22 protein-coding genes and 1 tRNA gene are annotated in these 26,924 nt (G+C 61.8%); 11 read left to right on the top strand and 12 right to left on the bottom strand.

The window, feature by feature from the left end; genetic code table 11:
* The first annotated feature begins 72 nt into the window (after nt 1-72).
* The 3 genes from rpsA (at nt 73) to cphA (ending at nt 5,054) form a co-directional block, all read left to right on the top strand.
* Nucleotides 73-1,896, top strand: a complete 1,824-nt coding sequence (gene rpsA / locus KLP40_RS00205) for a 30S ribosomal protein S1 (protein WP_215591446.1) — start codon at nt 73-75, stop codon at nt 1,894-1,896.
* 219 nt (nt 1,897-2,115) lie between these two features.
* Nucleotides 2,116-2,186: transfer RNA gene (locus tag KLP40_RS00200), tRNA-Cys, on the top strand.
* 234 nt (nt 2,187-2,420) lie between these two features.
* Nucleotides 2,421-5,054, top strand: a complete 2,634-nt coding sequence (cphA, locus tag KLP40_RS00195; RefSeq protein WP_215591445.1) for a cyanophycin synthetase — start codon at nt 2,421-2,423, stop codon at nt 5,052-5,054.
* Between the two features lie 143 nt (nt 5,055-5,197).
* On the opposite strand, the gene KLP40_RS00190 is transcribed toward cphA, so the two are convergent.
* Nucleotides 5,198-6,145 carry a hypothetical protein gene (locus tag KLP40_RS00190; RefSeq protein WP_215591444.1) on the bottom strand — a complete coding sequence of 316 codons (948 nt, stop codon included), beginning with the start codon at nt 6,143-6,145 and terminating at the stop codon, nt 5,198-5,200.
* Between the two features lie 113 nt (nt 6,146-6,258).
* On the opposite strand from KLP40_RS00190, the gene KLP40_RS00185 reads away from it, so the two are divergent.
* Complete coding sequence (locus tag KLP40_RS00185) at nt 6,259-6,882, top strand: methyltransferase domain-containing protein (protein ID WP_215591443.1); 624 nt, start codon at nt 6,259-6,261, stop codon at nt 6,880-6,882.
* Nucleotides 6,883-6,930: 48 nt separating this feature from the next.
* The gene (gene kdsA / locus KLP40_RS00180) at nt 6,931-7,755 is read left to right on the top strand and encodes a 3-deoxy-8-phosphooctulonate synthase (protein WP_215591442.1); all 825 of its coding nucleotides are present in this window, start codon (nt 6,931-6,933) and stop codon (nt 7,753-7,755) included.
* A gap of 204 nt (nt 7,756-7,959) precedes the next feature.
* Here kdsA and KLP40_RS00175 read toward each other — a convergent pair whose 3' ends face one another.
* Both KLP40_RS00175 and apaG read right to left on the bottom strand, forming a co-directional pair.
* Complete coding sequence (locus tag KLP40_RS00175; protein ID WP_215591440.1) at nt 7,960-8,790, bottom strand: O-methyltransferase; 831 nt, start codon at nt 8,788-8,790, stop codon at nt 7,960-7,962.
* Between the two features lie 205 nt (nt 8,791-8,995).
* Entirely contained in the window at nt 8,996-9,382 is a 387-nt protein-coding gene (gene apaG, locus KLP40_RS00170; protein WP_215591439.1) for a Co2+/Mg2+ efflux protein ApaG, read from the bottom strand.
* 114 nt (nt 9,383-9,496) lie between these two features.
* Here apaG and KLP40_RS00165 point away from each other — a divergent pair, with 114 nt between their 5' ends.
* Complete coding sequence (locus tag KLP40_RS00165) at nt 9,497-10,162, top strand: uracil-DNA glycosylase (RefSeq protein ID WP_215591438.1); 666 nt, start codon at nt 9,497-9,499, stop codon at nt 10,160-10,162.
* Nucleotides 10,163-10,321: 159 nt separating this feature from the next.
* Here KLP40_RS00165 and lepB read toward each other — a convergent pair whose 3' ends face one another.
* From lepB to KLP40_RS00135, 6 genes are all read right to left on the bottom strand, one after another.
* Nucleotides 10,322-11,530: a signal peptidase I gene (gene lepB, locus KLP40_RS00160; RefSeq protein WP_215591437.1), complete on the bottom strand. Its 1,209-nt coding sequence runs from the start codon at nt 11,528-11,530 to the stop codon at nt 10,322-10,324.
* Nucleotides 11,531-11,661: 131 nt separating this feature from the next.
* Nucleotides 11,662-12,381, bottom strand: a complete 720-nt coding sequence (dapB, locus tag KLP40_RS00155) for a 4-hydroxy-tetrahydrodipicolinate reductase (protein ID WP_215591436.1) — start codon at nt 12,379-12,381, stop codon at nt 11,662-11,664.
* Nucleotides 12,382-12,479: 98 nt separating this feature from the next.
* Nucleotides 12,480-13,115 (bottom strand): DUF5683 domain-containing protein, encoded by a 636-nt coding sequence (locus KLP40_RS00150; RefSeq protein ID WP_215591435.1) that lies wholly within the window; start codon nt 13,113-13,115, stop codon nt 12,480-12,482.
* A gap of 134 nt (nt 13,116-13,249) precedes the next feature.
* Nucleotides 13,250-14,200, bottom strand: coding sequence for a ParB/RepB/Spo0J family partition protein (locus KLP40_RS00145; RefSeq protein ID WP_246558560.1), 951 nt, complete (start codon nt 14,198-14,200; stop codon nt 13,250-13,252).
* Nucleotides 14,201-14,505: 305 nt separating this feature from the next.
* Nucleotides 14,506-15,318: a ParA family protein gene (locus tag KLP40_RS00140; RefSeq protein ID WP_215591433.1), complete on the bottom strand. Its 813-nt coding sequence runs from the start codon at nt 15,316-15,318 to the stop codon at nt 14,506-14,508.
* Between the two features lie 88 nt (nt 15,319-15,406).
* Nucleotides 15,407-16,087, bottom strand: coding sequence for a metal-dependent hydrolase (locus tag KLP40_RS00135; protein WP_215591432.1), 681 nt, complete (start codon nt 16,085-16,087; stop codon nt 15,407-15,409).
* Between the two features lie 84 nt (nt 16,088-16,171).
* Between KLP40_RS00135 and KLP40_RS00130 the strand changes: the two genes are divergently transcribed.
* A complete protein-coding gene (locus tag KLP40_RS00130) occupies nt 16,172-17,845 on the top strand; it encodes an ABC transporter substrate-binding protein (RefSeq protein WP_246558559.1) in 1,674 nt (557 codons plus the stop codon).
* 192 nt (nt 17,846-18,037) lie between these two features.
* Here KLP40_RS00130 and KLP40_RS00125 read toward each other — a convergent pair whose 3' ends face one another.
* Nucleotides 18,038-18,757, bottom strand: coding sequence for a 3-ketoacyl-ACP reductase (locus tag KLP40_RS00125; protein ID WP_215591430.1), 720 nt, complete (start codon nt 18,755-18,757; stop codon nt 18,038-18,040).
* Between the two features lie 172 nt (nt 18,758-18,929).
* Between KLP40_RS00125 and KLP40_RS00120 the strand changes: the two genes are divergently transcribed.
* The gene (locus KLP40_RS00120) at nt 18,930-20,783 is read left to right on the top strand and encodes a DUF885 domain-containing protein (RefSeq protein WP_215591429.1); all 1,854 of its coding nucleotides are present in this window, start codon (nt 18,930-18,932) and stop codon (nt 20,781-20,783) included.
* A gap of 157 nt (nt 20,784-20,940) precedes the next feature.
* On the opposite strand, the gene KLP40_RS00115 is transcribed toward KLP40_RS00120, so the two are convergent.
* Nucleotides 20,941-24,141 (bottom strand): TonB-dependent receptor, encoded by a 3,201-nt coding sequence (locus tag KLP40_RS00115; RefSeq protein ID WP_215591428.1) that lies wholly within the window; start codon nt 24,139-24,141, stop codon nt 20,941-20,943.
* Between the two features lie 402 nt (nt 24,142-24,543).
* On the opposite strand from KLP40_RS00115, the gene KLP40_RS00110 reads away from it, so the two are divergent.
* Nucleotides 24,544-25,053, top strand: coding sequence for a DUF4126 family protein (locus tag KLP40_RS00110; RefSeq protein ID WP_215591427.1), 510 nt, complete (start codon nt 24,544-24,546; stop codon nt 25,051-25,053).
* A 154-nt stretch (nt 25,054-25,207) separates the two neighbouring features.
* Here KLP40_RS00110 and KLP40_RS00105 read toward each other — a convergent pair whose 3' ends face one another.
* Nucleotides 25,208-25,516: a hypothetical protein gene (locus KLP40_RS00105; protein WP_215591426.1), complete on the bottom strand. Its 309-nt coding sequence runs from the start codon at nt 25,514-25,516 to the stop codon at nt 25,208-25,210.
* A 130-nt stretch (nt 25,517-25,646) separates the two neighbouring features.
* On the opposite strand from KLP40_RS00105, the gene KLP40_RS00100 reads away from it, so the two are divergent.
* Both KLP40_RS00100 and KLP40_RS00095 read left to right on the top strand, forming a co-directional pair.
* Nucleotides 25,647-26,411 carry a Dph6-related ATP pyrophosphatase gene (locus KLP40_RS00100; RefSeq protein WP_246558558.1) on the top strand — a complete coding sequence of 255 codons (765 nt, stop codon included), beginning with the start codon at nt 25,647-25,649 and terminating at the stop codon, nt 26,409-26,411.
* A 74-nt stretch (nt 26,412-26,485) separates the two neighbouring features.
* Nucleotides 26,486-26,893 carry a thiol-disulfide oxidoreductase DCC family protein gene (locus KLP40_RS00095; RefSeq protein ID WP_215591425.1) on the top strand — a complete coding sequence of 136 codons (408 nt, stop codon included), beginning with the start codon at nt 26,486-26,488 and terminating at the stop codon, nt 26,891-26,893.
* The last annotated feature ends 31 nt before the right edge of the window (nt 26,894-26,924 follow it).

Below are 26,924 nucleotides of genomic sequence, written 5' to 3'. Positions count from 1 at the left end.
GTGTATCAAACAAAAACGCGTTCCGGAGGATGACCCTGGACCGGACGTGTACACAAGGGTCCATGCTACATCATGGCAGAATTAGTTGACAATTTCGACTGGGACAACGTAGACGCCAGCGGCTTCGGAGGTAACTATACCGCCGAGCAGCGCGCCGAAATGGAGGAGATGTACAGCGGTACGCTCACCACCGTTCAGGAAGAAGAAGTAGTAACCGGCACCGTAGTTGGCATGACCGACCGCGACGTGATCCTGAACATCGGCTTCAAGTCCGATGGTCTGGTGCCCCTGTCCGAATTCCGCGACCTGCCCGACCTGAAGGCCGGTGACACGGTGGAGGTATTCATCGAGGAGCAGGAAAACGCTAACGGCCAGCTCATCCTGAGCCGTAAGAAGGCCAAAATCAAGCAGGCCTGGAAAGCCATTTACGACGCCCTGGAGAACGACACCGTGCTGGAAGGCGTGGTTAAGCGTCGCACCAAAGGCGGTCTGATCATGGATCTGGACGGCGTAGAAGCCTTCCTGCCCGGCTCGCAGATCGACGTGAAGCCCATCCGCGACTTCGACATCTATGTAGGTCGTCGCATGGAAGTGAAAGTGGTGAAAATCAACGCCGCTTTCGATAACGTTGTGGTATCGCACAAAGTGCTCATCGAGAAGGACCTCGAGAAGCAGCGCGAAGCCATCCTCAACAACCTGGAGAAAGGCCAGATCCTGGAGGGCGTTATCAAGAACATGACCAACTTCGGTGTGTTCATCGACCTCGGCGGTGTCGACGGTCTGCTGCACATCACCGACATCTCGTGGGGCCGCATCGCGCACCCGAGCGAAGTACTGCAACTCGATCAGAAGCTGAACATCGTAGTGCTGGACTTCGACGAAGCCAAGAAGCGTATCAGCCTCGGCCTGAAGCAGCTGACTCCTCACCCGTGGGATTCGCTGCCCGAAGACATGGGCGTAGGCTCGAAAGTGAAGGGCCGCATCGTGAACGTAGCCGACTATGGCGCGTTCATGGAAATCATCCCCGGCGTAGAAGGCCTGATCCACGTGTCGGAAATGAGCTGGAGCCAGCACCTGCGCAACCCGCAGGACTTCATCAAGCAGGGCGACGTAGTGGAGGCGCAGATTCTGACCCTCGACCGCGAAGACCGCAAGATGAGCCTCGGCATCAAGCAGCTCAGCGAAGACCCCTGGACTCGTGGCGACTTCGCCGACAAGTATGCCATCGGCAGCAAGCACAACGGCCTCGTGCGTAACCTGACCAACTTCGGCCTGTTCGTAGAGCTGGAAGAGGGTGTAGACGGCCTCGTGCACGTTTCGGACCTGTCGTGGACCAAGAAGATCAAGCACCCCTCCGAAATGGTGAAGGTGGGCGACCGTCTGGACGTGGTAGTGCTGGAACTGGACGTAGCCAACCGCCGTCTGGCCCTGGGCCACAAGCAGCTGGAAGAAAACCCCTGGGATACGTTCCAGACGGTATTCACCCCCGGCTCGGTGCACAAGGCGACCATCACCGACAAGAACGACCGCGGCGCGGTGCTCGAGTTGCCCTACGGCATCGAAGGTTTCGCCTACCCCAAGTCGCTCCAGAAGGAAGATGGCTCGCAGGCTGAAAACGGCGAAACCCTCGACTTCCGCGTGATTGAGTTCTCGAAAGATGACCGTCGCGTAGTACTGTCGCACAACGCCGTGTACAACCAGCAGGCGGAAGAAGAAGGCCGCGCCGCCAAATTCGCCAAGAAGAAGCCGGCCGCTGGTGCTGCCGCTGCTCAGGGCGAAGGCAAGCTGAGCGACCTGAAGAAGACGCAACCCGCTGAGAAATCGACCCTCGGTGACCTGGACGCTCTGTCGGCGCTGCGCGACAAGATGCTGGGCAACGAGCAGGGCGGCGAGTAGTCCCTTCGCTTACCCACGCGTACAAGAGAGGCCCCGGCGCAAGTCGGGGCCTTTTTTTGTGGGCCGCCACCCGGCAGCCGGCGGTAGGGTAGAGGTAGAGCCGCGCAGTGGTAAAATTTCCCGCACTCCGCCAACCACTTACGCCGGCCCGCCCCGAAAAATGGGCGCCCGCCTTGGCGCAACCCGGATTAAGGCGTATGTTTGCATCCTCAAAGCCCTGGTGACGTGACCGAGTGGCTAGGTAGAGGTCTGCAAAACCTCCTACGGCGGTTCGAATCCGCCCGTCACCTCTTTCCTGTTTTCAGAGTGCCCAGTGCCCCGGTTGATTAGCCCCGACCGGGGTTTTTTGTGTTCACCGGATACGGGCGGTCAAAAAATATGTATCCGGGTTAGGGCTTGATCTTAAGGCAACTGATCCTAGATTAGAGGGGCAAAAGCTGCGGGGCGCCGGTGCCGGATGACCCTCTGGTTTCGTTCTTTCGTAGACTCGCGCACGTACCCGTTTTTCTCCCATCTTTCCGTTTATGAAAATTATTGACCTCCGCACGATGCGCGGCCCCAGCTTCTGGTCCGTGAAACATTACAAGCTGATTGTAATGAAAGTGGATTTGCAGCAGCAGGCCGACGTGTGGTCGAGTGCAGTGCCGGCGCTGGCCGAGCAGTTACCGCTGTTGTTGCCCGGGCTGGGAGAGCCCCAGCCCGCCGAAACGGAAAAATCGGCCCAGAAACACCCGCCCCTCACGGCCGAGCAACTCTTGGACGGCGAGCCGCTGGGCCACGTAATTCAGCACGTGGCGCTGGCGCTGCAGCGCATGGCCGGCATGCCCGTGTACTGGGGCAAATCGTACCCGGCCCACCAGCCGGGCGTGGAGTTCGTGGTGTTCTGCTACCAGGAGGAGCGGGCCGGCCGCATGGCCGCCGAAGCCGCCGTACAGCTCGTGGACGACCTCTGCCACGGCCGGCCGGTAAACGTGAAGCCGATTATTGATGAGCTGCACGAAATCCGGGAGGAAGAGTTCTTCGGGCCCAGCACCTGGAGCATCGTATCGGAGGCGGCCTCGCGCAACATTCCCTACATCCAGCTCAAAAACAGCAGCATTATTCAGCTGGGCTACGGCGTGAACCAGAAGCGCATCTGGGCCACAACCACCAGCTACACGTCGCACGCGGGTGTGGAGGTGGCCGGCAATAAAAACCGCACCAAGGCCATGCTCCACGAGGCCGGCGTGCCCGTGCCCCGGGGTACTACAGTGTACTCCGAAGATGGCCTGCGCGACGCCGTGGAGGAACTGGGCTTCCCCATCGTGACCAAGCCCCTCAACGGCAACCACGGCCGGGGGGCTACCATTGGCATCACCAACTGGGCCGATGCCGTGGAAGGCCTCCAGGCTGCCCAGCAGCACTCCCGCGCCGTGATTGTGGAGCAGCTCGTGGCCGGCCACGACTACCGCATGCTGGTGGTGAACGGCAAGCTCATTGCTGCGGCCAAGCGTACGCCCGCCGCCGTAACGGGCAACGGCACCAGTACCGTGCAGCAGCTGATTGACGAGGTGAACCAGGATCCGCGCCGGGGCGTGGGCCACGAGAAGGTGCTCACCAGCATCAAGGCCGACCAGCACACCCAGGACCTGCTCAAAGCCCAGGACCTGACCCTGGACTCGGTGCTGCCGGCCGGCCAGGAGCTGTTTCTCAAGAGCACGGCCAACATCAGCACCGGCGGCACCGCCACCGACGTGACGGACCTGGTGCATCCCTACAACGTGCTGCTGGCCGAGCGCGTGGCCGGCATCGTGGGCCTCGACATCTGCGGCATCGATTTGCTGACCTCCGACATTGCCATTCCGCTCAACGAGACGCGCGGGGCCGTGATTGAGGTGAATGCCGCCCCCGGCTTCCGGATGCACATTTCGCCCACCGAAGGGCTGGCCCGCAACGTGGCCGCGCCGGTAGTGGACATGCTCTTCCCGGCCGGCAGCAAGGCGCGTATTCCCATTATTGCCATCACGGGCACCAACGGCAAAACCACTACCACCCAGCTGGTGTCCCACATCGTGGCCTCGAAGGGGCACAAAGTAGGCTACACTACCACCAACGGCATCTACATCCAGGGCACCCAGCTGCAAAGCGGGGACTGCACCGGGGGCCAGAGCGCCGAGTTCGTGCTCAAGGACCCCACCGTGAATTTCGCGGTGCTGGAAACGGCCCGGGGGGGCATGCTACGCTCGGGGCTGGGTTTCCACACCTGCGACGTGGCCGTGGTCACCAACGTGGCCGCCGACCACCTGGGCCTGCGCGACATTTACACCGTGGAAGATATGGCCGCCGTGAAGGGCGTGCTGCCCCGCACGGTGCGCAAAGGCGGCTGGGCCGTACTCAACGCCGATGATGACCTGGTGTACGCCATGCGAGAGAAGCTGGAGTGCCGGGTGGCGCTGTTCAGCATGGACGAACACAACCCCCGCATCCGGGAGCACGCCGAAAACGGCGGGCTGGCGGCCGTGTACGAGGAAGGCTACATCACCATCTACAAGAACAGCTACAAGCTGCGCATCGACCGGGCCGCCGAATTCCCGATTACCTTCGGCGGGCGGGCGACGTTCAACATCGAAAACGCCATGGCCGCCGCTCTGGCCTGCTACTGCTACGGTTTCGATAAGGACGACATCAAGCTGGCCCTGCGCACCTTTGTGCCCTCGGGCGTGAAAACACCGGGCCGCATGAACGTGTACAAGTTCCCCACCTTCGAGGTAATTGTGGATTACGCCCACAACGCCCACGGCATGGAGAAATTCGCCCAGTTCCTCGACGCCACCGAAGCCACCCACAAAGTGGGCGTTATCTCGGGCCTGGGCGACCGGCGCGACGAGGATACGCTGGCCTTCGCCCGCATTGCCGGCCGCGTCTTCGACGAGGTAATTCTGCGCCAGGACCGTGACTTGCGCGGTAAAACGGCCGAGTTTCTGCGCGAAATCATGGAGCGCGGCCTGCGCCTCGATGCCTCGGAACTGCCCGTACACTACATCGAGAACGAGATGGACGCTATTGACCATGTGCTGGCCACGGCCAAACCGGGCTCGGTTATCGTCATGTTCACCGAGGACATCAAATCCACCCTGCGGAAGCTCGACGAATTCGAAGCGCGGATTGCCGCCGAATAATCACCGTTTTTTGCGTTCTATAACCGACTGTGAAACAAAAGAGCCGCTCCTATCAGGAGCGGCTCTTTTGGTTACAGAGTGAACTTGGTTCCTCACAACACAGAAATCAGTGTCATCACAGTGAATCCGTGGCAATCCGCGCTTTATTTAAGCGTGAAGGTGGTTTTGCCAATCATTACGCCGCCCTGGTAAAGCTCCACGGTGTGGAGGCCGGTTTTGTAAGCGGCGCCCTTGGCGTACAGAAACTGCACGGGCTGGCGGGTGTTGTCGAACACGATGTCCTGCTTGGCAGTGTAGAAGGCTTCCGCGCCGTCAATCATGAACGTGCCGCCGCCAGTGCTCAGGTTGTAGAGGGCTGCACCGTCGGGCTCAATCAGGCGCATCATAATTTCCTTGGTTTCCTTCGGCGACACGTCGTTGCGGGCCAGGTTGAAGGTCACCTTGATTTTCTCCACCCGCTTGGCCTTGAACTCGTTGTCGTCGTCGGCTTTCTCTTTGTCGCGGCTGTTGACCACGCCCACGCGGATGTTTTCGGCCTGCAGGCGCGAGGCCACGGCCACTTTCTCGCTCAGCTCCTGGTTGGAGCGCACCACCGTCGAAATGGTGTCGGTGAGCTTGTTCTGGCGTTCCTTGAGAGTAGTTGTCTCGGTGTAGAGCGCCTCGTTATCGGCTTTGAGCTGGGCAATTTCCTCGTCCTTCTTGCGCAGCTGCACCTCGAAGTTGGCGGCGCGCTGCTTGAAGCGGCGCTGCTCGGCTACGCTGAAGCTGCTGGCCCGGAAGGAGCGCAGTTTCAGCAAATCGGAATTGATCTGGGCCAGCTTGGCTACCAGCGAATCGTTGGCCAGGCCCATGCCCTGCACTTCCTGGCTCTGGCGCTCGTAATCGGCCTTCAAGGCTTCGTACTGCTTGATCTGGTCTTCGAGTTTGGCATCCTTAGTGACGACATCGGCCTGGAGCTGCTCATTTTGCTTGGTCTTCTGCTGGTTCATGTAGAACAGGAACCCATTGATGCCTAACAGCACCAGAATAAGGGCCACAATCAGCAAAACGCGGTTGTTGTTCTTCGGCTCGGGGCTCTGATCTTGTTCCATAGTCGAGGGGGTTAAGTGAAGCCCGGAGAGTCCGGGCGCAGGTACTACCTTTGAGGCAAAAATAACGGAGTTCCTTACCCCGGCAAGCGCCGAAGGTACAACCCTGCCACGATATGCAACCGGATTCAACTTTTGATGCCGACTACTGGCAGCAGCGCTACCTAAGTGGGCAGACCGGCTGGGACACGGGGGCCATAACGCCGCCGCTGCGCGAATATTTCATTCAACTCGGCCCGCCCGATGCCCGCCGCATCCTGATTCCCGGAGCCGGCAACGCCTATGAGGCTGAATGTCTGCACAATGCCGGCTGGCCCAACGTGTGGGTGGCCGATCTGGCCCCCGCGCCTCTCCAGGCGCTGCAGCGGCGCGTGCCCGGCTTCCCGACCAACCACCTGCTGCTCACCGACTTTTTTGCCCTCCAGCCCGCGCCCGCCTTCGATCTGCTGGTGGAACAAACGTTCTTTTGTGCCCTCGACCCGGCTTTGCGCCCCGCTTACGCCCGCCAGGCGGCCCGCCTGCTCCGGCCCGGCGGTACGCTCATGGGCCTGCTCTTCGATACCGAATTCGAGAAGGCCGGCCCGCCCTTCGGCGGCAGCCGCGCCGAGTACGAGGCGTATTTCGCGCCCTACTTCGATTTCGTACACTTCGAAACTGCCACCAACTCCCTCAAGCCCCGCCAGGGCAAGGAGCTGTTCATCTGTTTGAAACGCAAGCCGGAGCTGAGCGATACGCTGTAAGTAAGCCCCGCCGTCCTTGATTCTCAGTTCCCCAGACCCTTGACTACCATGATTGCATCCCTTGCCAACGTGCTGCCGCACTTCCGCAACACCAACTCCGGCCAGTTCTTCCTGATGGCCGGCCCCTGCGTTATCGAGGGCGAAGACATGGCCCTGCGCATTGCCGAGCGGGTCCAGCACATCACCGATAAACTTCAGATTCCCTACATCTTCAAGGGCTCCTACCGCAAGGCCAACCGCTCCCGCCTCGATTCCTACACCGGCATCGGCGACGAAAAGGCGCTGCGCATCCTTCAGAAAGTGAGCCGCGAAATTGGAGTGCCCACCGTTACCGACATCCACGAATCGGGGGAAGCGGCTCTGGCGGCCGAGCACGTGGACGTGCTCCAGATTCCGGCCTTTCTGTGCCGGCAGACCGATCTGCTCATTGCCGCCGCCCAGACTGGCAAGGTGGTGAACGTGAAGAAGGGCCAGTTTCTGAGCGGTGAATCCATGCAATTCGCCGTGGATAAGATCAAGCAGTCGGGCAATGAACACGTGATTCTGACCGACCGCGGCAACTCCTTCGGCTACTCCGACCTGGTGGTGGATTTCCGCAACCTGCCCGCCATGCGCGCCTTTGGAGTGCCCGTGGTGATGGACGTGACCCATTCCCTGCAGCGGCCCAACCAGAGCAGCGGCGTGACGGGCGGTCAGCCCGCGCTCATCGAAACCATTGCCAAAGCCGCCATTGCCGTGGGTGCCGACGGCCTGTTCATCGAAACCCACCCCACCCCCGCCACCGCCAAATCCGACGGGGCCAACATGCTGGCCCTGGATCAGCTCGAAGACCTGCTCCTCAAGCTAACCCGCGTGCGGGAGGCAGTTAGATGAGTTGCTGGTTTGTAGTTGTCAGTTGTCAGTAAAAGAACGTCATCCTGAGCGGAGCGAAGGATCTTTTCACGTCAGCACGAATCGTTCGTCCGGTCGTTCCAACGTGAAAAGATCCTTCGCTCCGCTCAGGATGACGTTCTTTTACTGACAACCGACAACCGACAACCGACAACCGACAACTGACAACCAGCAACCAGCAACCAACTACGCTCCGAAGGCGCGGGTGTGTTCCAGTAGCTTGTCGAGCAGATTGTCGTAGCGCAGGGTGAAGTGCTGCTTGGGCTGATTGGGGCGGAAGAACACCAGCCCGGTGTAGAACAGGTCGATGGTGAGCGTCACGTCGGGGTGCTGCTGGATGGCGGCCCAGGCCCGCTCCATATCGGCCGACCAGTGAATGTCGTCGAGCACGAACACGCTGTGGTCGGTGCGGTGGCGATTCATCTGCTCGAAATAGCGCAGGGTGGGCTCGTAGCGGTGGTTGCCGTCGAAGAAAGCAAAATCGACGGGACCGGGCAGAGCGGTCAGGGTAGGAGCGAGGGTGTCGTCGAGGTTGCCTTCGATGAGCTCCACGTTTTCGGCCCCTACGGCCCGGAACGTTTCGCGGGCCACCGCCGCCGTGGCCGGGCAGCCCTCAAAGGTCAGGACCCGGGTCCGGGAGCTGGCGCGGGACAGGTAGGCGGTAGTCAGGCCCAGCGAGGTGCCGAGCTCGACTACCGTGCCCGGCTGGAAGTGGTTCACGAGCCGGAACAGCAGCTGCCCCAGCTTGGGCGGCTTGGCGGCGGTGCGGGCAATGTCGCGCAGGCGGCGCGTGCGGCCCGCCCCGGTGTGGGAGCCCGCCCCGAAGTCGCGCACCTGAATGGCGGTGGGGTCGGCGAGCAGGGCGGTGCGCCGGGCCTCCACCACTGCATTGGCCGCGAAGGTGCCGGGGTGGTGGATGACGTGGGTGTAGAGGCCGAATACGAAAGGCGAGTGCAGCCCGTGGGCGTTGCCGGAGCGCAGCAGAAACCGCAGAAAACTCAGAAGTTGGAAAAGCAAGACGCAACGTAGGGCGCCGCGCGGCCGGGCCGCGGCGGCAGTGGGGAGAAAAGCAAAGCTACTCCGCGCCGGCCAGAATACGCGCTGCGCCCGGCGTAGCGGCCTGCCCGGCCTGACATGACCAGGATCTGACCTGCTTTAATCAGCCATAAAAAAAGCCGCCCCCAAGGGAGCGGCTGTCTGGTAGCTGAAAAGTTGAAGCCCGTTAGTTAAGGCGGTAGGGCACCACCAGCGTGAACTCCGGAATTTCCACGGCAAACTCACTGCCGTCCATCAGACGCTCCATCTGGTAGGTGCCGCGCATCTTGCCCAGCCCCGACTTCAGGTTGCAGCCCGACACGTACTGGTGCGATTCGCCGGGTTCCAGGGTGGGCTGCTGGCCCACTACGCCTTCGCCTTCCACTTCCCGCACTACGCCGTTGGCATCGTAAATGAACCAGTGGCGGCGCAGCAGCTTCACCGTATATTCGCTGTTGTTGCGGATATCGATTTTGTAGGCGAAAACGTAATGCTCCTGACCCGGGCTGGAATAGTCGGGCAGGTAATTGGTGGTAACACTAACGGTTACGCCCTGAGTGGTGGTCGTATTCATAACAGCTGAGTTCCAGAGAAGAAAAAAGCTAACAGCGCAGGCCGGAATTTGGTTTATCTACGATGACCAAGCAAGGAACGACGCCGTAAACTAAAAAAATAATTGTTGCCCCTCATGTCGGTAAAGATAGAAGAAAGCTGGCGCCGGGTACTGGCGCCCGAATTTGAAAAGCCCTATTTCCAACACCTGATTGCCTTCGTGAAGGGCGAATACGCTACGGCGGCAGTGTATCCGCCCGGTCCCCAGATCTTTCATGCCTTCGACGCCTGCCCCTTCAATGAACTGAAGGTAGTGATTCTGGGCCAGGACCCCTACCACGGCAAGGGCCAGGCCCACGGCCTGAGTTTTTCGGTGGCCGAGGGCGTGCGCACTCCTCCCTCGCTCCAGAACATCTTCAAGGAGCTGCAGGCCGATTTGCCCGCAACGCCGCCTGCCCCCAACGGCAACCTCGACCGGTGGGCCCAACAAGGCGTGCTGCTGCTCAACGCCACGCTCACGGTGCGGGCCAAGGAACCCGCCAGTCACCAGAAAAAAGGCTGGGAGCAGTTCACCGACGCGGTCATCCAAAAAATTTCCGATGAGAAGGAGCACGTCGTGTTCATTCTCTGGGGCGCCTCGGCCCAGAAGAAGGGCGAAATCATTGACGCCCGCAAGCACCTCGTGCTCAAGGCCGCCCACCCCTCGCCCTACGCCGCCGACCGGGGCTTCTTCGGCAGCCGCCCCTTCAGCCAGACCAACGCCTACCTGCAACAGCACGGCGAACAGCCCATCATCTGGTAAATCACGGATTAGCGCGAATCTTAGCGGATTTCACGGATTTTGTAGCTGGCGCGTTCATCCCCAATGTGGCGCGCACTGGCTAAAAAGAAAAAGCCACCTCAACAGAGGTGGCTTTTTTAATCGACAACAAAATCCGTGAAATCCGCTCTAATCCGTGATTTAGTCGACCAGGTTGAAGAGGCGGTTCCAGCGGATGCGGTGGATGAAGTCGGCGTTGGGGTCCACGGAGAGCCAGATGAGCACGGCCTTGCCCACGATGTGGTCTTCGGGCACGAAGCCCCAGAAGCGCGAATCGAGGGAGTTGTGGCGGTTGTCGCCCATCATGAAGTAGTAGTTCTGCTTAAACGTGTAGCTCTGGAGGGGCTGGCCGTTCTGCAGAATCCGGCCGCTGGCGTCCACGCTCATGCCCTCGTTGTGCTCGTAGCGCAGAATGATTTTCTGGTACTGGGGCGTGTTCTGGGGCGTGAGCTGTACCGTCTGGCCCTCCTTCGGAATCTGGAGCGGACCGTAGTTGTCCTTGTTCCAGGTGGGGGAGGGGGCCGGCGAAAGGGGCTGGCTGTAGGGGTAGTCGGGGTTGTTGGGGAATACCTCCTGGCGCTCCTTCTGGCCGATGGGCGTTTTCAGGTCGATGATGCCCTTCACGTAGGGCTGCTGCTTGAAGTAATCGTAAGCCGCGCGGGTCATGCTCACTTCAAAACCACGACCATATAGCTCGGTATCCATCTGGTAGGGCAGGCCCTCGGGCGTACCGTATTCTACCACGCCGTGGGTCTTGAAGGCCGTCAGCAGGTCGTCATCGTAGGCCGGAATCTGCAGGAAGTAACTGCTCTGCATCTCGGGGAAGTTCTTGGCGGGCTTCCCGTTAATAAATACCTGGCCCTGGCGCACCTCCAGCACGTCGCCGGCAATGCCGATGCAGCGCTTGATGTAGTTGGTGCGCAGGTCGGCGGGGTGCTCGGCCTCGAAGGGCACGTTGAACACCACCACGTCGTTGTTCTTCACCTCCGAAAAGCCGGGCAGGCGGTAGCTGGGCAGCTGAATCAGGTCGGAGTAGCTCTTGAGGCTGGTGCCCCACACCGTCTGGTGGGTCAGGGGCACCTGCAGGGGCGTCTGGGGCGTGCGCGGGCCGTAGTGCAGCTTGCTCACGAACAGGTAGTCGCCCACCAGCAGGGTGTGCTCCATGCTGGGCGTGGGGATGGTGTAGGCCTCAAAGGTTGCCCAGCGGATGAGCGTAGCCGCCACCACCGCGAACAGGATGGCATCGCCCCACTCGCGGATGGGACCTTTGCGCTTCTTGGGCACCTGCCCGGCGGGCACCGGCGCCGATGGATTTTTTTCGAGGTATTTCTCCCAGGATTGTACTGCCATGATGTCTTAGTTAGAAAGTCGGGAAGTTAGAAAGTTATAAAGTCAGGTTGCGGAAGAAGGGCAAGGCCGGGGCCGCGTACTGCGCAGGCCGCGCCCCACTTTCTAACTTCTCAACCCTTAAACTTACAAACTTATAACCCCAGTAAATCCTGCATGCCGAACACGCCCTGGCGGCCCGGCAGCCACTCGGCGGCCAGGAGCGCGCCCTGCACGAATCCCTCGCGGGTGTGGGCTTCGTGCTTGAGCTCGATGGTATCGGCAGGGGAGGAATAGGTGACGATGTGGGTGCCGATAACGGCGCCCTCGCGCTCCGAAATAACGGCCAGCTCGTGGGCCTCGGTGGCGGCATCGTTGCGCCAGCGGGTTTTGCCGGGGAAGTGGCGCAGAATGCCTTCGGCCGTGGTGAGGGCCGTGCCGCTGGGCTGGTCTACCTTCTGGGTGTGGTGAATCTCGCGCACCTGCACGTCGTAGCCGCCGAACTGGTGCATTTTGGCCGCCATATACTCGTTGAAGTGGAAGAACAGGTTCACGCCCACGCTGTAGTTGGAGGCGTAGAACAGGGGCGTGCCGGTCTGCTGGCTCAGGGCCTGGGCCTCGGCGAAGTGGTGGAGCCAGCCCGTGGAGCCGCAGACCACCGGCAGGCCCTGCTCCAAGCAGGCCGTCACGTTCTGGAAGGCCGCGTCGGGGTGGGTGAACTCAATGGCCACGTCTACTTCAGCGGGCGAGAAATCGGTGATGCGGGCTTCGGGGCGGGCGGGGTCAATGATGCCGGCAATCTGGTGGCCCCGGGCAATGGCCTGGGCTTCGATGGCCCGGCCCATTTTGCCGTAGCCGATCAGGAGAATCTTCATTGAGAAAGGAGCTAGGAGTCAGGAGCTAAGGTAGCTGGTAGGAGGTGCTAAGGAGGATAAGGCAAGCGCAATAGCCGTTGGGAATACTAGCTGGGGGCTTATTTCAGATACAACGTAAGGGCCAACCCGGCCCGGGGGGCAGTGGTTTGGGTGGGCAGCAGGGCCGGGTCGAGGCGCAGACCCAGGTCGTCGCTGATGTCGAAGTCGCGCAGGTGGGCGTCCACCAGCGCATCCAGAATGGTTACCCCGTACACCAGGGCCGTGTAACCGATAAACGTGTCGCGGTTGCGGCGGTAGAACACAATGCCCCGCTGCACATTGGCGGGGCTGGTTTCCAGCCGCACTTGCGCCCCCGAAAGCTGGTTGAGCGCCGTGCCGGCCAGTAGTTCCTCCTTGCCCTGCACGTACTGCTTATAGCGCGACTGGTAGAAGAACAGGCCGTAGCCTACGCCGCCGAGGCCGCCATACACCAACGGCAGCTTCCAGTAGCGGTGGTTGTAAATCTGGCCCGCGCCGGGCAGCATCAGGGCCAGCAGAGCCGCCTTCTGGGGCCGCGTGACGGGACGCCCGAACAGGCGCTCGGTGCGGCGGGTAGAGTCGGCCACGGGTTTGGCCGCCACCTCCACCGAGTCGGGCCCGGCCGTGACGACCTGGGCGCGGCCGGCCCGGGGCAGAGCCAGCAGGGCGCCAGCCAGCACGAGGCAGAAGACCAGAAAGGAGCGGAGGAGGAACATATTCTGACGAAGCGGTTAGATAAAAGCGAAACCCGGATAGCGGTTGGTAACGGCCGCCGCCGGTCTGCTAGTACATAAACACCCGGTAAATAGGCAGGAAAGGGCGGAACCAGGTTCCGCCCTTTCTGCCGGGGTTAGGCTGGCTGCAGAATGTGCAGGATGCGCTGCATATCTTCCACCGAGTCGAAGGCAATTTTGATTTCGCCCCGGCCATGGGGCCCGGGCTTCACCAGCACCCGGCTCCCGAACCGCTCCGAAAGGTGGCGCTCGGTGCGCTTGATTTCGGCCACCGGTACCGCCGGCTCGGCCGGCTGGGTGGTTTTCTTCTCGGCATCCGGGGCGGCGTGGCCGGCCCCGCTGCGCACCAGCTGCTCCACCTTGCGCACGGAAAGGTCTTCATCCACGATGCGGCGGAACAAGGCCAGCTGCTGGTCCATGCTCTCGATGCTGATCAGGGCGCGGGCGTGGCCCATGCTGATGACCGTGTCGCGCAGGCCGATCTGGATATCGGGCGGGAGTTTGAGCAGGCGCAGGTAGTTGGTAACGGTTGAGCGGTTTTTGCCCACCCGGTCGCCCAGCTCTTCCTGCTTGAGGTTGCACTCGCTCACCAGCCGCTGGTAGCTGAGGGCAATTTCGATGGCGTTGAGGTTCTCGCGCTGGATGTTCTCAATCAGGGCCATTTCCAGCATCTGCTGGTCGTCGGCCTTGCGGATGTAGGCCGGAATGGCATCGAGGCCCGCCAGCTTGGAGGCCTGTAGGCGCCGCTCCCCGCTGATGAGCTGGTAGGAGTTGGTGCCGGTCTGGCGCAGCGTCACGGGCTGAATGATGCCCTGCACCCGGATGCTTTCGGCCAGCTCCTGGAGGGCGTCCTGGTCGAAGTGCGTGCGGGGCTGGTAGGGGTTGGCCTGAATCTGGCCCACCGGAATCAGGCCCACGGAGTTCACGGGGTGGGGCACCAGGCCCAGCCGCTCACTTTTTTTCTCGTAGCTGCCCTCAATCAACGCGTTCAGGCCCCGGCCCAACCCGCCAACCCGGCGTTTGGCCGCCGCAGCCGGCATATTCTTCTCTTCGTTTTTTTCGGTCATACCTGCAATCGGCCTTCACCCAATAGCACGGAGCAAAAGCGGAAACCAAAAATACACAAACGCGCGGGATGGCGGGGTAAAAATGTTCCACGCCGCCCGGAAATCGTGAAACAGTGAGCGGGCGGGCGGGCGGTGGGTTTGGTTAGCGGCTGAGCCACAGGTGTAAAAGAAAAGCTGTCATCCTGAGCGGAGCGAAGGACCTTATCACGCAGGCACGAACCTGGCAACGATTCGTTTTAGCGTGATAAGGTCCTTCGCTCCGCTCAGGATGACAGCTTTTTTCTGACTACTAGGGCTCAGAAAACCTACGCCGCCGTGTCTTCGCGGGCTTCTTCGGGCTCGTCGGTGGCTTCCACGTTCTTCTCCACGATTTCGCGGGCCAGGTTCAGGTAGCTGATGCTGCCCTTGCTCTCGGCGTCGTGCAGGATGACCGGAATGCCAAAGCTCGGCGACTCCGACAGTTTCACGTTGCGCGGAATAATGGTTTCGAACACCAGCTGCTGGAAGTGCAGCTTTACTTCTTCCACCACCTGGTTGCTCAGGCGCAGGCGCACGTCGTACATCGTGAGCAGGATGCCCTCGATTTCCAGCTCCTCGTTGAGGCGGCTCTGGATGATTTTGACCGTGTTGAGCAGCTTGCCCAGGCCCTCGAGGGCGAAGTACTCGCACTGCACCGGAATAATCACCGAGTGCGCGGCCGTGAGGGCGTTGACGGTAATCAGACCCAGCGAAGGGGAGCAGTCGATGATGATGAAGTCGTAGAGGTCGGCCAGCGGGCGCAGGGCGTCCTTCATCTTCTCCTCCCGGTTGGGCAGGTTAATCATCTCCACCTCGGCGCCCACCAGGTCGATGTGGGAGGGCATCAGGTCGAGGTGGGGCAGAATGTTGGTCTGCAGGATAATATCCTGGGCGTTGATGCCGTCGACCATGCACTCGTAGATGCTGTTTTCGATGTCCTTCGGGTCGAAGCCCACGCCGGAGGTGGCGTTAGCCTGGGGGTCGGCGTCCACCAGCAGGGTCCGATATTCCAGTGCCGCCAGGGAGGCCGCCAGGTTTATCGCGGAAGTGGTTTTGCCCACGCCGCCCTTCTGGTTCGCTACCGCAATGATTTTGCCCATGAGTCAGTTGTCAGTTGTCAGTTACCAGTTGCCAGGTAGTGCAAGCTGCATTCCGAAGACTGACAACCGGCAACTGGCAACTGACAACTCAGATAGTAATCGTTTCGCCTATTTTCAGCAGCTGCAGTTCCTTGCCGGCGGCCTGGGCCTGGGCCCGGGCTTCGTCGTGGTTGATGCTGATGGGGGGGGAGGTGTCGAAGTGCATGCCGACGACGTTGGTGACGCCCACCCAGGTGGCAGCGGTCAGGGCATCGGTTACGCCCATCGTGAAATGGTCGCCCACGGGCAGAATGGCGAAATCGAGCTGGTGCTGCTCGCCGATGAGCTTCATGTCGTAGGTCAGGGCCGTGTCGCCGGCGAAGTAGAAGGTTTTGCCTTCCGTCTTGATAACGAAACCAGCCGCCAATCCGCCGTAGGAGCCGTCGGGCATAGAGCTGGAGTGGGCCGCGCCCACCATCTGCACGGTGCCGAAGGGCAGGGCCACGGTGCCGCCGATGTTCATTTTCAGGTCGGCCGTCAGGCCCTTGGCCTCAAACCAGGCCAGCACCTCAAACATGCCCAGCAGCTGGGCGCCGGTGCGCTTGCCGATTTCCTCCACGTCGGCCACGTGGTCGGCGTGGCCGTGGCTGAGGAAGATGTAATCGGCCTCGATTTGGTCCACTTCCACGTCCTGGGCCAGCGGGTTGGGGCGGATGAAGGGGTCAAAAAGCACTTTGCTGCCCCCCGCTTCGAGGAGGAAGCAGGAGTGGCCGTAATAGGTCAGATTCATAGGAGGAAGGGTAAACAGAACGGCGCGGCGGCCGCAAACCCAGGATGGGATACCTTTGCAAATATACACTGTTTCATGGTTCCCATGCTCCCGTTTTCGCGCCGCGCCGCCGGTTTCGCCCTGTTTTTGCTCCTGGGTCTGAGTGCCTGCTCCGAGCAGACGCCCGCCACCGATGCCCGCCGGGTGTTCCGCTACAACCAGCCCGAAAGCCTCACTTCCCTCGACCCGGCCTTCGCCCGCAACCAGGCCAACACCTGGGCCACCACCCAGCTCTACAACGGTCTGGTGGAGCTCGACGACAGCCTGCGGCCCGGCCCGAGCGTAGCCCGACGCTACCAGATTTCGCCCGACGGCCGCCAGTACACCTTTTGGCTGCGGCCCGACGTGCGCTTCCACGACTCGGAGGTATTTGCCGGCGGCCAGGGGCGGCGCGTGACGGCCCAGGACTTCGTGTACTCCTTCAAGCGCCTGCTCGACGGGGCTACGGCCAGTCCCGGCGGCTGGATTTTCCGGGGCAAGGTGCTGGAGCAGGCTGGCGGGGAGCCCTCGGATACCTGCTTCGTGGCCCTGAACGACTCCACGCTGCGCATCCACCTCAAGGAGCCGTTCATCCCGTTTCTGGGCATTTTGACGATGCCCTACGCCTACGTGGTGCCCCGGGAAGCCGTGCAGAAGTGGGGCAAGGACTTCCGGGCCCACCCCGTAGGCACGGGGCCGTTTCGGTTCCAGGAGTGGGACGAGGGCAACGCCATCATCTACCACCGCAACCCCACCTACTGGAAAAAAGACGCCCGGGGCCAGCAGCTGCCCTATTTGGATGCGGTGCAGATTACCTTCATCCAGGACCGCAAAACAGAGTTCCTGACCTTCATGCAGGGCAAGCTGGACTTCCTGAGCGGCATCCGGAGCGGCTCCCGGGACCTGATTATGTACCCCGACGGCAGCATCCGGGAGGATTTCCGGGGCAAGTTCCGGATTCAGAAGGTGCCCTACCTCAACACCGAGTACCTCGGCATGCAGCAGGACCTGCGCAACCTGCGCGGCGACAACCTGACCACCGGCCGGGCGTTGCAGGACAAGCGCGTGCGCCAGGCCCTGAACTACGCCCTCAACAAGCCCGAGCTGCTGGCCTACTTCCTCAATAACGTGGGGCGGCCGGGCAACTCGGGCTTCGTGCCGGCCTCGCTGCCCTCGTTCAGCGCCGCCAAGGTACCCGGCTACACCTACCAGCCCGCCAAGGCCCGGGAGCTGTTGCGGGCGGCCGGCTACGGCCCGGGCAAGCCCCTGCGCCTGCGCCTGAACACGGTGGCCGAAACCAAGGAATACTGCGAGTACTACCAGAAAAAGTGGGCCGAGGTGGGCGTGCAGGTGGAAATTGACGTGAACCAGGGCGCGGCCCACGGCGAGATGATTGACAACGGCCGGGCCGCCTTCTTCACCCGCAGCTGGCTGGGCGACTACCCCGACGCCGAAAACTACCTGGCCCTGTTCTACAGCCCCAACTTCGCCCCCGCCGGCCCCAACAAAACCCACTTTAAAAGTGCCCGCTACGACCAGCTCTACCAGCAGGCCAAGCTAGAACAGAACGACGCCCGGCGCTACGCCCTCTACCAGCAGATGGACCGCCTGGTGGTGGAAGAGTGCCCTGTCATCAGCGTGTACTACGACGAAGTTGTGCGCCTCACCCAGAACAACGTGCAGGGACTCACGCCCAATCCTATGAACCAGCTGGTGCTGGAGCGGGTAAGGAAAGAATAGAGCTTAGAAGTGAGAGCGTAGAAATGAGAAGTTTAGAACCTAGAAACGGTCTGTCATCCTGAGCGGAGCGAAGGACCTATTTACGCCGAACGATAACCGTACAAACGACTCGTTCCAACGTGATAAGGTCCTTCGCAAGCTCAGGATGACAGACCGTTTCTAGGTTCTAACTTCTCACTTCTAAGCTCTAAATCAAGGATTCGTGCTCCACATGCTGGCTTCCTTGATGAAGATGCGGCGGTTAAGCCTGAGCTGGCTGATAACGATTTCGGCCAGGTCTTCGGGCTGCATCACTTTGTCGGGGTTGCCGTCGGTGAGGTTGTTGCTGGTGGCCAGCTCGGTGGCTACGGTGCTGGGCGTGAGGGCCGAGACGCGGATGTTCTGCTTGCGCACCTCCTGCATCAAGGACTCGGTGAAGCCCAGCAGCGCGAACTTGGAGGCGCTATAGGCGCTGCCGCCCGCCGAGGCCCGCAGGCCGGCCGTGGAAGCCACGTTGATGATGTCGCCGGTCTGGCGCTCCACCATCTGGGGCAGCACGGCGCGGGTGGTGTAGTAAGCGCCCAGCAGGTTCACCTGAATGATTTTCTCCCACTCGGCCGGCTCCATGTCCAGGATTTTGGCGAAAGTGCCAATGCCGGCGTTGTTGATGAGAATATCGATGGTGCCCAGCTCGCCGAGGACCGTGCTGACGGCCTTTTCCACGTCGGCGCGGTCGGCCACGTCGGCCGTGACTACCACGGCGGCGGGGCCACCGAGCTTTTCGATTTCCTGGGCTACGGCCCGCAGGTCTTTTTCGGTGCGGGCCAGCAGGGCCACGCGCACGCCTTCCTGGGCCAGGGCCACGGCAATAGCGCGCCCGATGCCTTTACCTGCGCCCGTTACGAGGGCGGTTTTGCCGGTCAAGTTTTCCATGAGGAGAGTTTGGTTGAGTAAGCCCCTATAACCCGGCCGCCGCGCAAAGGTTGGCTCACGTGCAAAATCGGCCGGGTGCAGAAAGCCAGTTCTGCTTACCTTTCCGGCCCTTGAGCGGCCCCGTGCCGCAAATTCGTTGAATCCGTCTAAATCCGCGCTAATCCGTGCTCCCATGAAGAAAATTGTACTCTCCAGCTTGCTGGCCGGCGCGCTGCTGGCGGGCTGCAACCAGCAGAAACCGGCCGATGAAAACGCCGCCGGCTACACCGTGCCGAACCTGACCAACGTGCAGGACCTGAGCACCCTGTTCGACTACTACTGGGAGGAAAACGCCCGCCTGTTTCCGCTCGAAGCCACGACCCAGGGCGACAACCGCTTCAACGACCAGCTGCCCAACGACGGCACCCGCGCCTTCCGCGAGCAGCTGCGCGGCTTCTACCAGAAGTACCTCGACGGCCTGCACAAATTCAAGCGCGAGGAGCTCTCGGCCAACGACAAAACCAGCTACGACATCTTCGAGTACGACCTCCAAAACAAGCTCGAAGGCCTGAAGCTCAACACCTGGATGATGCCCTTCCAGCAGTTCTGGGGCCTGCCGATTTCCATGGGCCAGTACGGCTCGGGTGAGGGCGTGCAGCCCTTCAAAACGGCCCAGGACTACGACAACTGGCTGGGCCGGGTGCGCGGGTTCTCGGTGTGGGCCGATACGGCCATCAGCAACTTCCGCCAGGGCATGAAGGCCGGCGTGGTGCTGCCCCGGGCCCTGGTGGTGAAAATGATTCCGCAGATGCGGGCCATGGAAACCCCGGACGCCACCAAGAGCCTGTTCTACGGCCCCATCACGAAGCTGCCCGCCGACATGGCCGCCGCCGACAAGGAGCGCCTGACCAAGGCCTACCAGCAGGCCATCCTGACCGAACTGGTGCCGGCCTACAAGAAGCTGGGCGACTTCCTCGAAACCGAATACCTGCCCAAAGCGCGTCCCAGCACTGGTGTTGCGGCCATTCCGGGCGGCCCCGCGCTGTATAAATACTACGTGAAGACCTGGACGACCACCGACAAAACGCCGGAGGAAATCTACCAGACCGGCCGCCAGGAAGTGGCCCGCATCCGGCAGGAAATGGAGAAGGTGAAGCAGCAGGTCGGCTTCAAGGGCAGTTTGAAGGCTTTCTTCGAGAGCCTCAAAACCGACCCCAAGCTGATGCCCTACAAAACGCCCGCCGAGGTGCTGAACGCTTTCCGCGCCATTCAGACCCGCATGGAGCCCAACCTGAAAACGATGTTCGGCCGGGTGCCCAAAACGCCGTTTGAAATCCGCCAGACCGAGGACTTCCGGGCCGCCTCCGCTTCGGCCGAGTACAACCAGGGCAGCCCCGACGGCTCCCGCCCCGGCATCTTCTACATCCCGATTCTGGACGCCACCAAGTTCAACGTGACCTCGGGCATGGAGTCGCTGTTCCTGCACGAGGCCATTCCGGGCCACCACTACCAGATTTCGCTCCAGCAGGAAAACACCGACCTGCCCAAGTTCCGGCGCTTTGCCTGGTACGGGGCCATGGGCGAAGGCTGGGCCCTGTATTCCGAAAGCCTGGGCAAGGAGCTCGGCCTCTACCAGGACCCCTACCAGTACATGGGTGCCCTCGGCGACGAAATGCACCGCGCCGTGCGCCTGGTGGTGGACGTGGCCATGCACACCAAGAACATGAGCCGCGAAGAAGCCATTAAGTACATGATGGCCAACGAGGCCATCAGCGAGGAAGGCGCCACGGCCGAGATTGAGCGCTACATGGCCATTCCGGGCCAGGCGCTGAGCTATAAAATCGGAGCCCTCAGAATCCGGGAGCTGCGCCAGAAGTACGAGCAGCAGCTCGGCGGCAACGCCAACCGCCTGCGCGAGCAGTACGCCGGCCAGAATCGCGCCCACTTCCACCTGAGCGACTTCCACGACGAGCTTCTGCGCGACGGCGTGATGCCCTTGGCCGTGCTCGAACGTAAAATGGATACTTGGGCTGCCAGCGAGAAGTAGGAGCGCAATAGCCGTGAGCCATGTGCAGGCAGCTGCCCCGAAGCATCCGTATCTCAACTAATCGGAAAACATCAAAAAGCCCCGAAGCAGCGTGCTTCGGGGCTTTTTGATGGAGACAGGCTGCCAGCCGATAGCTACCAGCTACCAGCCAGAGTACCTAGTCCAGGATGTAGCGCAGGCCAATCTGGGCGCGCCAGCGGCTGTCGAGGTTGGTGTTGTTGAGGAAGGTCTGGTTGCCGCCGCGGAACTGGTAGGTGGGCACCGTGCCCTGGTAGCCCACAAACTCAATGGGGCGGTTGTTGGCCACCGTCTGGCGCACGCCCCAGTCGGAGCTGATCAGGTTGCCCAGGTTCTGGATGTCGAAGCTGAGCTGGAAGGTGTGCTTCTTGTCGCCGGCCAGCAGCGAGAAATCCTGGAGCAGCTTCATGTCGAGCTGGGTGTACCAGGGGCTCAGGTTACCGTTACGCTCGGCGTACTGGCCGCGGCGGCTGCTCAGGTACTTGTCTTGGCCGATGTAGGCGTTGAGCTGCTGCCACTGCTGGTCGGCCGAAACTACGGTGCCGGCGGCGTTGGTGTAGTCCACGAGGCGGATCTGGTCCTGGGAAGCGGGCACGAACACCAGGTCGTTGCCGAAAATACCGTCGCGGTTCATGTCGCCGGCGTAGGTGTAAGTGAAGCGGTTGCCCTGGGCAGCCTCGAAGAAGAAGCTGATGGTCGTGGCCAGCTTCTCATCGGCGTAGGCGAAGCGCTTACCGGCCGCCCCGATGATGCGGTGCTGCAGGCCAAAGTCGCTGAAAGCCAGCTGGGGATTGTTGGCGTTGCCCACCACGGGGTTGCGCTGGAAGGCATCGGCGGCAATTTCTCCGGGGTTCGATGTCACGTCCTTGGCCCGCGAGTAGGTGTAGGCAGTGGTAACGTAGAGGCCGTTGCGGAAATCCTTCTTCAGCTGGCCCGTGAGCGAATACTGGTAGCCTTTGCGGGTGTTTTCAAGCACGATAACCCCGGCATCCAGGAAGCTGAAGCCGCCATCGGGGCCGGTGAAGCCGGGCGTGATGCGCGGTCCGGCGGCCGGGTAAATCAGGCGGTCATCGGCGCCGGCGGCGCGCTCGGTAGGCGTCACCAGGTTGTAGTTGCGGTGAATGGCCGCGTTCAGGTCCTTGGTGTAAATGCCTTCGAGGGTGGCTACCACGCCGCCGGGCAGCTCCTGGTCGAGGGCCAGGTTGGAGCGCCACACCTGCGGGAACTTGAAGTCGCGGCTGGTGCCGTTGATCTGGAACGTGTAGCCGGGGTCGAACTGCGAGTTGGACGCCTGGTTGCTGATCCAGACGAAGGGGATGCGGCCCGTGAAAATGCCCGTGCCGCCCCGCAGCTGGGTCGTGTAGTCACCTTCCACGGAGTAGTTGAAGCCCAGGCGCGGCGACCAGAGCGGGGTGGCCTTCGGAAAGCGCGTCACGTCCACTTGGGCGGAGTTGCCATTGGCGTCGAGCAGGGGCGCGGCGGCAATCTGCGGGTTCTGGGGCACGTTGGTGTTGTAAATCGGCGCGTCGGCGCGCACGCCCAGCGTCAGCTTGAAGGCCGGCGTCACCGTCCATTCATCCTGCAGGTAGAGGCCCAACTGGGCCACGTTCACATCCACCGACTTGATGCGGGCCTGGCCGCCGGCCGCGGCAATGGCATTCAGGTCCACGAAATCGGGGTTGTTGCGGTCTGTCACTTCAAAGAAGCGGTCTACATCCAGGCCCCCGAAGAAGGGGTAACCGAAGCGCTGCAGGTTAAAGGCATTCACGAAGGCAAACCGCTCGTAGGTCAGGCCGGCCGTGAGCACGTGGGCTCCGGCAAAGTAGCTCAGGTTGTCCGTGAACTGGGTGATGTTCTGATCCAGGCGGTTTTCGGCCGAAAACTGCTCGGTGCCCACGCTCACGTAAGTGGTGCCGTTCTTGGTGATGTCAATCTGCGGGAACAGCTTGGCGTCGGGCAGCTCGCGGAAGTCGCGGAAAGCCGAGAAGCTCAGCTGGGCCTTGTTGCTGAACTTCTCCCCGAAGCGGGAGTTGAGTTCGCCCACCACCGAGTTGAGGTTGTTGTGGATGGTGTAGCCCGAGTTGGCATACTGCAGCGTGTTCACGCCCTGCACCCGCGACGAGGGCGCAATGGCAATGGGGTGGGGGCCCTGCTCGCGGAAGCTGTTGAGGTAGTTGTAGCGCAGCGAGAAGGTGTTTTTGGCGTTGATGTTCCAGTCGAGCTTGGCCAGGAACTTGTCGTTGCTGGTGCGGTAGGTGTAGTCGCGGTACTGGCCCGGGTCGTAGCCGTACACGTCCAGCAGGCGCTGGCGGATGCTGATCAGGTCCGATTCCAGCACCCGGCTCACGCCCGGGGCCTGGCCGTTGAGGGCGGCCTGGGCTTCGGCGGCGCTGGTGGCGGGGCGGAAGGTGAGGGCCGGGTCGTCGCGGCGGGTCCGCTCGGCGTTGGTGAAGAAGAACAGCTTGTTCTGAATCACGGGCCCGCCCAGCGAGAAGCCGGTTTGGTTGAACTGCAGGTCAGGATTGGTAATGCGGGCGTCGCCCACTTTCTCGCCGATGAGTTTTTCGTTGCGCAGGTAGGTGTACACGGTGCCTTTGAAGGCGTTGGTGCCGCTCTTGGTCACGGCATTCACGCCGGCGCCCGTAAAGCCGCCCTGGCGCACGTCGTAGGGGGCCAGGCTTACTTCCAGCTGCTCAATGGCATCCAGCGAAACCGGCTGTGAACCCGTCTGCCCGCCCGGGGTGGGCGCGTCGAGGCCGAAGGAGTTGTTGAAGATGGAGCCGTCGAGCGAGAAGTTGTTGTAGAGCGTATTGCGCCCGCCAAAGCTCAGGCCGCTGCTCTGGGGCGTGAGGCGGGTGAAATCCTCCTGGGAGCGGCTGATGGTGGGCAGCGTGCGGATGGTGGCGTTGTTGATGTTGGTGGAAGCGCCGGTGCGGTCCTTGTTGATCTGACCGTCGCGGTTGCCTTTCACCACCACTTCGCCCAGGGCCTGGGTGCCGTCGGTGAGCTGCACGCGGCTCTCGTAGGTTTTACCCAGCACCAGCTGAATACCAGTGGCCGTGTAGGTCTGGGAGCCCACGAAGGACACTTTCAGCTCGTAAGGGCCGCCCACGCGCAGGTTCAGCAGGTCGTACTGCCCATTGTCGCGGGTGGCGGTGCCGTACTGGGTGCCGGTGGGCAGGTGGGTGGCTACCACGGTAGCACCGGGCAGGGGCTGACCCTGCGCATCCAGCACCAGCCCGCGCATGGCGGCCGTTGTGACGCCCTGGGCCAGGGCAAAATTTCCGCTCGTGAAAAGCACAAAGCCGAGCAGCAAAAACAGTACAATTCTGTTTTTCATAAAGGGGGCTTTTTTATTTATCCGGAGCAACTCCCCGGAATTTCAGCGCGAAAGTAGATGATCAAATCATGAAGTAGGCTTGCATAACAATTTGATAACGTTTAGGAAACATTGGCTCATCTTGCTGTTTTACAGCTATTTGTACTATAAAATAGCTATTTTATGATGGTATGCAAGCATCATTTTCCGAAACGCATGGTTTGTGGCAGGTCGGCCACCGCTGCAGCACCAACAGGCTGGCGAAATAGCAAGTAACTGACGGTTGTATTGCATTATTAGCATCAAACTCGACTGTACTATGTAAGGCGCCCCAAATCTGGCGCAGGTAACCTGATTCGGCCGCAGGCGGCCGTAATCCGTTAGACGGCCTGCATACCTTCTTCCTATCCATCCTTTCTGACCATGACGAAACATCACTGGCAAACCGTGGGCCTGGGTGCCCTGGCCGGCTTCCGCAGCATGACGGCTCCCGCGCTGCTCAGCAGCAACCTGCTCACCTACCATCCGCAGGCATTGGCGGGCTCCCCGCTGGGTTACCTGCAAAAGCCCTGGGTGGCCCACGGCCTGAAAATGCTGGCCGCCGGCGAAATGGTGAGCGACAAACTCCCGCAGATGCCCGACCGCATTTCGCCCACTGCCCTGCTGGGCCGGGCCGCCGCCGGGGCCCTGGTTGGGGCCACGCTCTTCAAAGTCAATCACGATAAAACTCTGAATGGGGCCGTGCTGGGCGGTCTGGCCGCCGTGGCGGGGTCGTATCTGAGCTTCTTTCTGCGCAAACAGGCTACCCTGCAATCGGGGCTGCCAGGACAACTGGTGGGCGGCCTGGAGGACCTGCTGACAATGGGTTCCGGGCTGGCTCTCACCAAGGGCACTCACGCGGGCGAGCCGGAGTCGCGCCGCTGGGCGTTATAGTTATAAAGGAAGCATCCTCCGCACAATTGGCCCAGGCCGCTACACGCACAACGCCCCGCCGGATAGTCCGGCGGGGCGTTGTGGTGGAAGAAAAGGGCAGGTAGCAGGGGCGGAACCGGGAAAACCCGGGTGGGGAGGCCGCAGGGGCCAGTAGTTACTCTTCGCGGGTGCTGGCTTTCACCTCCGGGTTGGTCTGGGGCATGGTGGTCGTTGGCGAGGTACCGGCATTCAGGGTCGTATCGGGCGACGTGCGCTGGTCGGCGGCCGAGCCCTTGCCGATGGGCGTGTAGGCATCCTGGTTGCCGCTAATGCTGTCGAGGTCAGTTTCGGTGGCCGTAGCGTCGGGGGCGTTGGTAAAGTCCTGGCTGGCCTGGGGGTCTTTGCCGGGGGTGTTGTTGTAGTCGCAGGCGGTGAGGCAGGCGGTGAGGGCGGCCAGCAGGCTCAGGGAAAGAAAACGTTTCATGGCGAAGTTGGAATGGCGGACTGAGAGAAAAGGAACCGATTACGAATAGTTTCTCGGCAAACGTACCGGGCGGGGCGGTGGTTGCGCCCGGGGCGTTTGTCTGCTTGCCCGGCCGGGTTACCTTTGGCCCATGTCCACCCCGGCCCTGATGAACTGGAGCGGCGGCAAAGATTCGGCCCTGGCCCTCTACCACGCCCTCCGCGACCCCGCCCTGCGCGTTACCGATCTGCTCACCAGCATTAATGCCCACTACGGCCGCGTGTCCATGCACGGAGTGCGCATAGCGCTGCTTGAGGAGCAGGCCCGGCGCATCGGCCTGCCGCTCACCCGCCTGGAGCTGCCCGAAATGCCCGATATGGCCGAGTACGAGCAGCTCATGCGCGCCACGCTGGCGCCCCTGCAGGCCCAGGGCATTGAGCGGGCTATTTTCGGGGATATTTACCTGGAGGATTTGCGCCGCTACCGGGAGCAGCAGCTGGCACAGGTGGGTCTGCAAGCCGTATTTCCGCTCTGGCAGCGCCCCAACGCCGAGCTGCTGCGCGAGTATCTCGGCCTGGGCTTCCGGGCCGTGGTCGTGTGCGTGAACGAGAAGTACCTCGACCAGAGCTTCTGCGGCCGCGAGCTGAACGCCGAGTTTCTGCGCGACCTGCCGCCCGGCGTGGACTCCTGCGGCGAAAACGGCGAGTACCACACCTTCGTCTTCGACGCGCCCTATTTCAGCCACCCCATCCCGTTCCGCCGCGGCGAAATCGTACGCCGCACCTACGCGGCCCCGGCCAGCAGCGCCGCCGTATGCCCGCCCGCCGCTGATGAAACCGACGCCGCCCCGTCGCCCTTCGATACCGGTTTCTGGTACTGCGACCTGCTACCCGTGGAAGGCAGCAGCCTGGAATAGCCCGCCAGCCGCGGCCCCCGAAACAATCCGCTCCGTCAAGCAGTCCTGTACCCGAACCCTTCGCGCCGCCACCCATGCCTGCTTCCCCGTCCATTATTCTCTTCGACGGCGTGTGTAACCTTTGTAATGGGTTCGTGCAGTTCGTGCTTAAGCACGACGCGGCCGGCCGGTTCCGGTTTGCCGCTTTGCAGTCGGAGGCAGGGCAGGCCCTGCTGCGCGAGTACGGCCTGCCCACCCCCGCCGAACCCGATTCGGTGGTGCTGGTGGCCGAAGGACGGCCTTACACGCACTCGGCGGCGGCCCTGGGCATTCTGGCCCGCCTGAACGGCCGGTGGGCCGCCCTGGCCCGGGTGGGCCAGTGGTTACCGCGCCCCCTGCGCGACGCCGGGTACCGCTTCATCGCCCGGAACCGTTACCGCTGGTTCGGGCGCCAGGAAGCCTGCTGGCTGCCCACGCCCGAGCTGCAAGCCCGGTTTCTGTAACTACACCATCATTTTTAACCAGCACTATCAT

Origin of the sequence: Hymenobacter piscis (assembly GCF_018760735.1) — a bacterium.
In the GTDB taxonomy this organism is placed as follows: Bacteria; Bacteroidota; Bacteroidia; order Cytophagales; family Hymenobacteraceae; genus Hymenobacter; species Hymenobacter piscis.
This window is presented reverse-complemented; position numbering and strand designations above follow the sequence as displayed.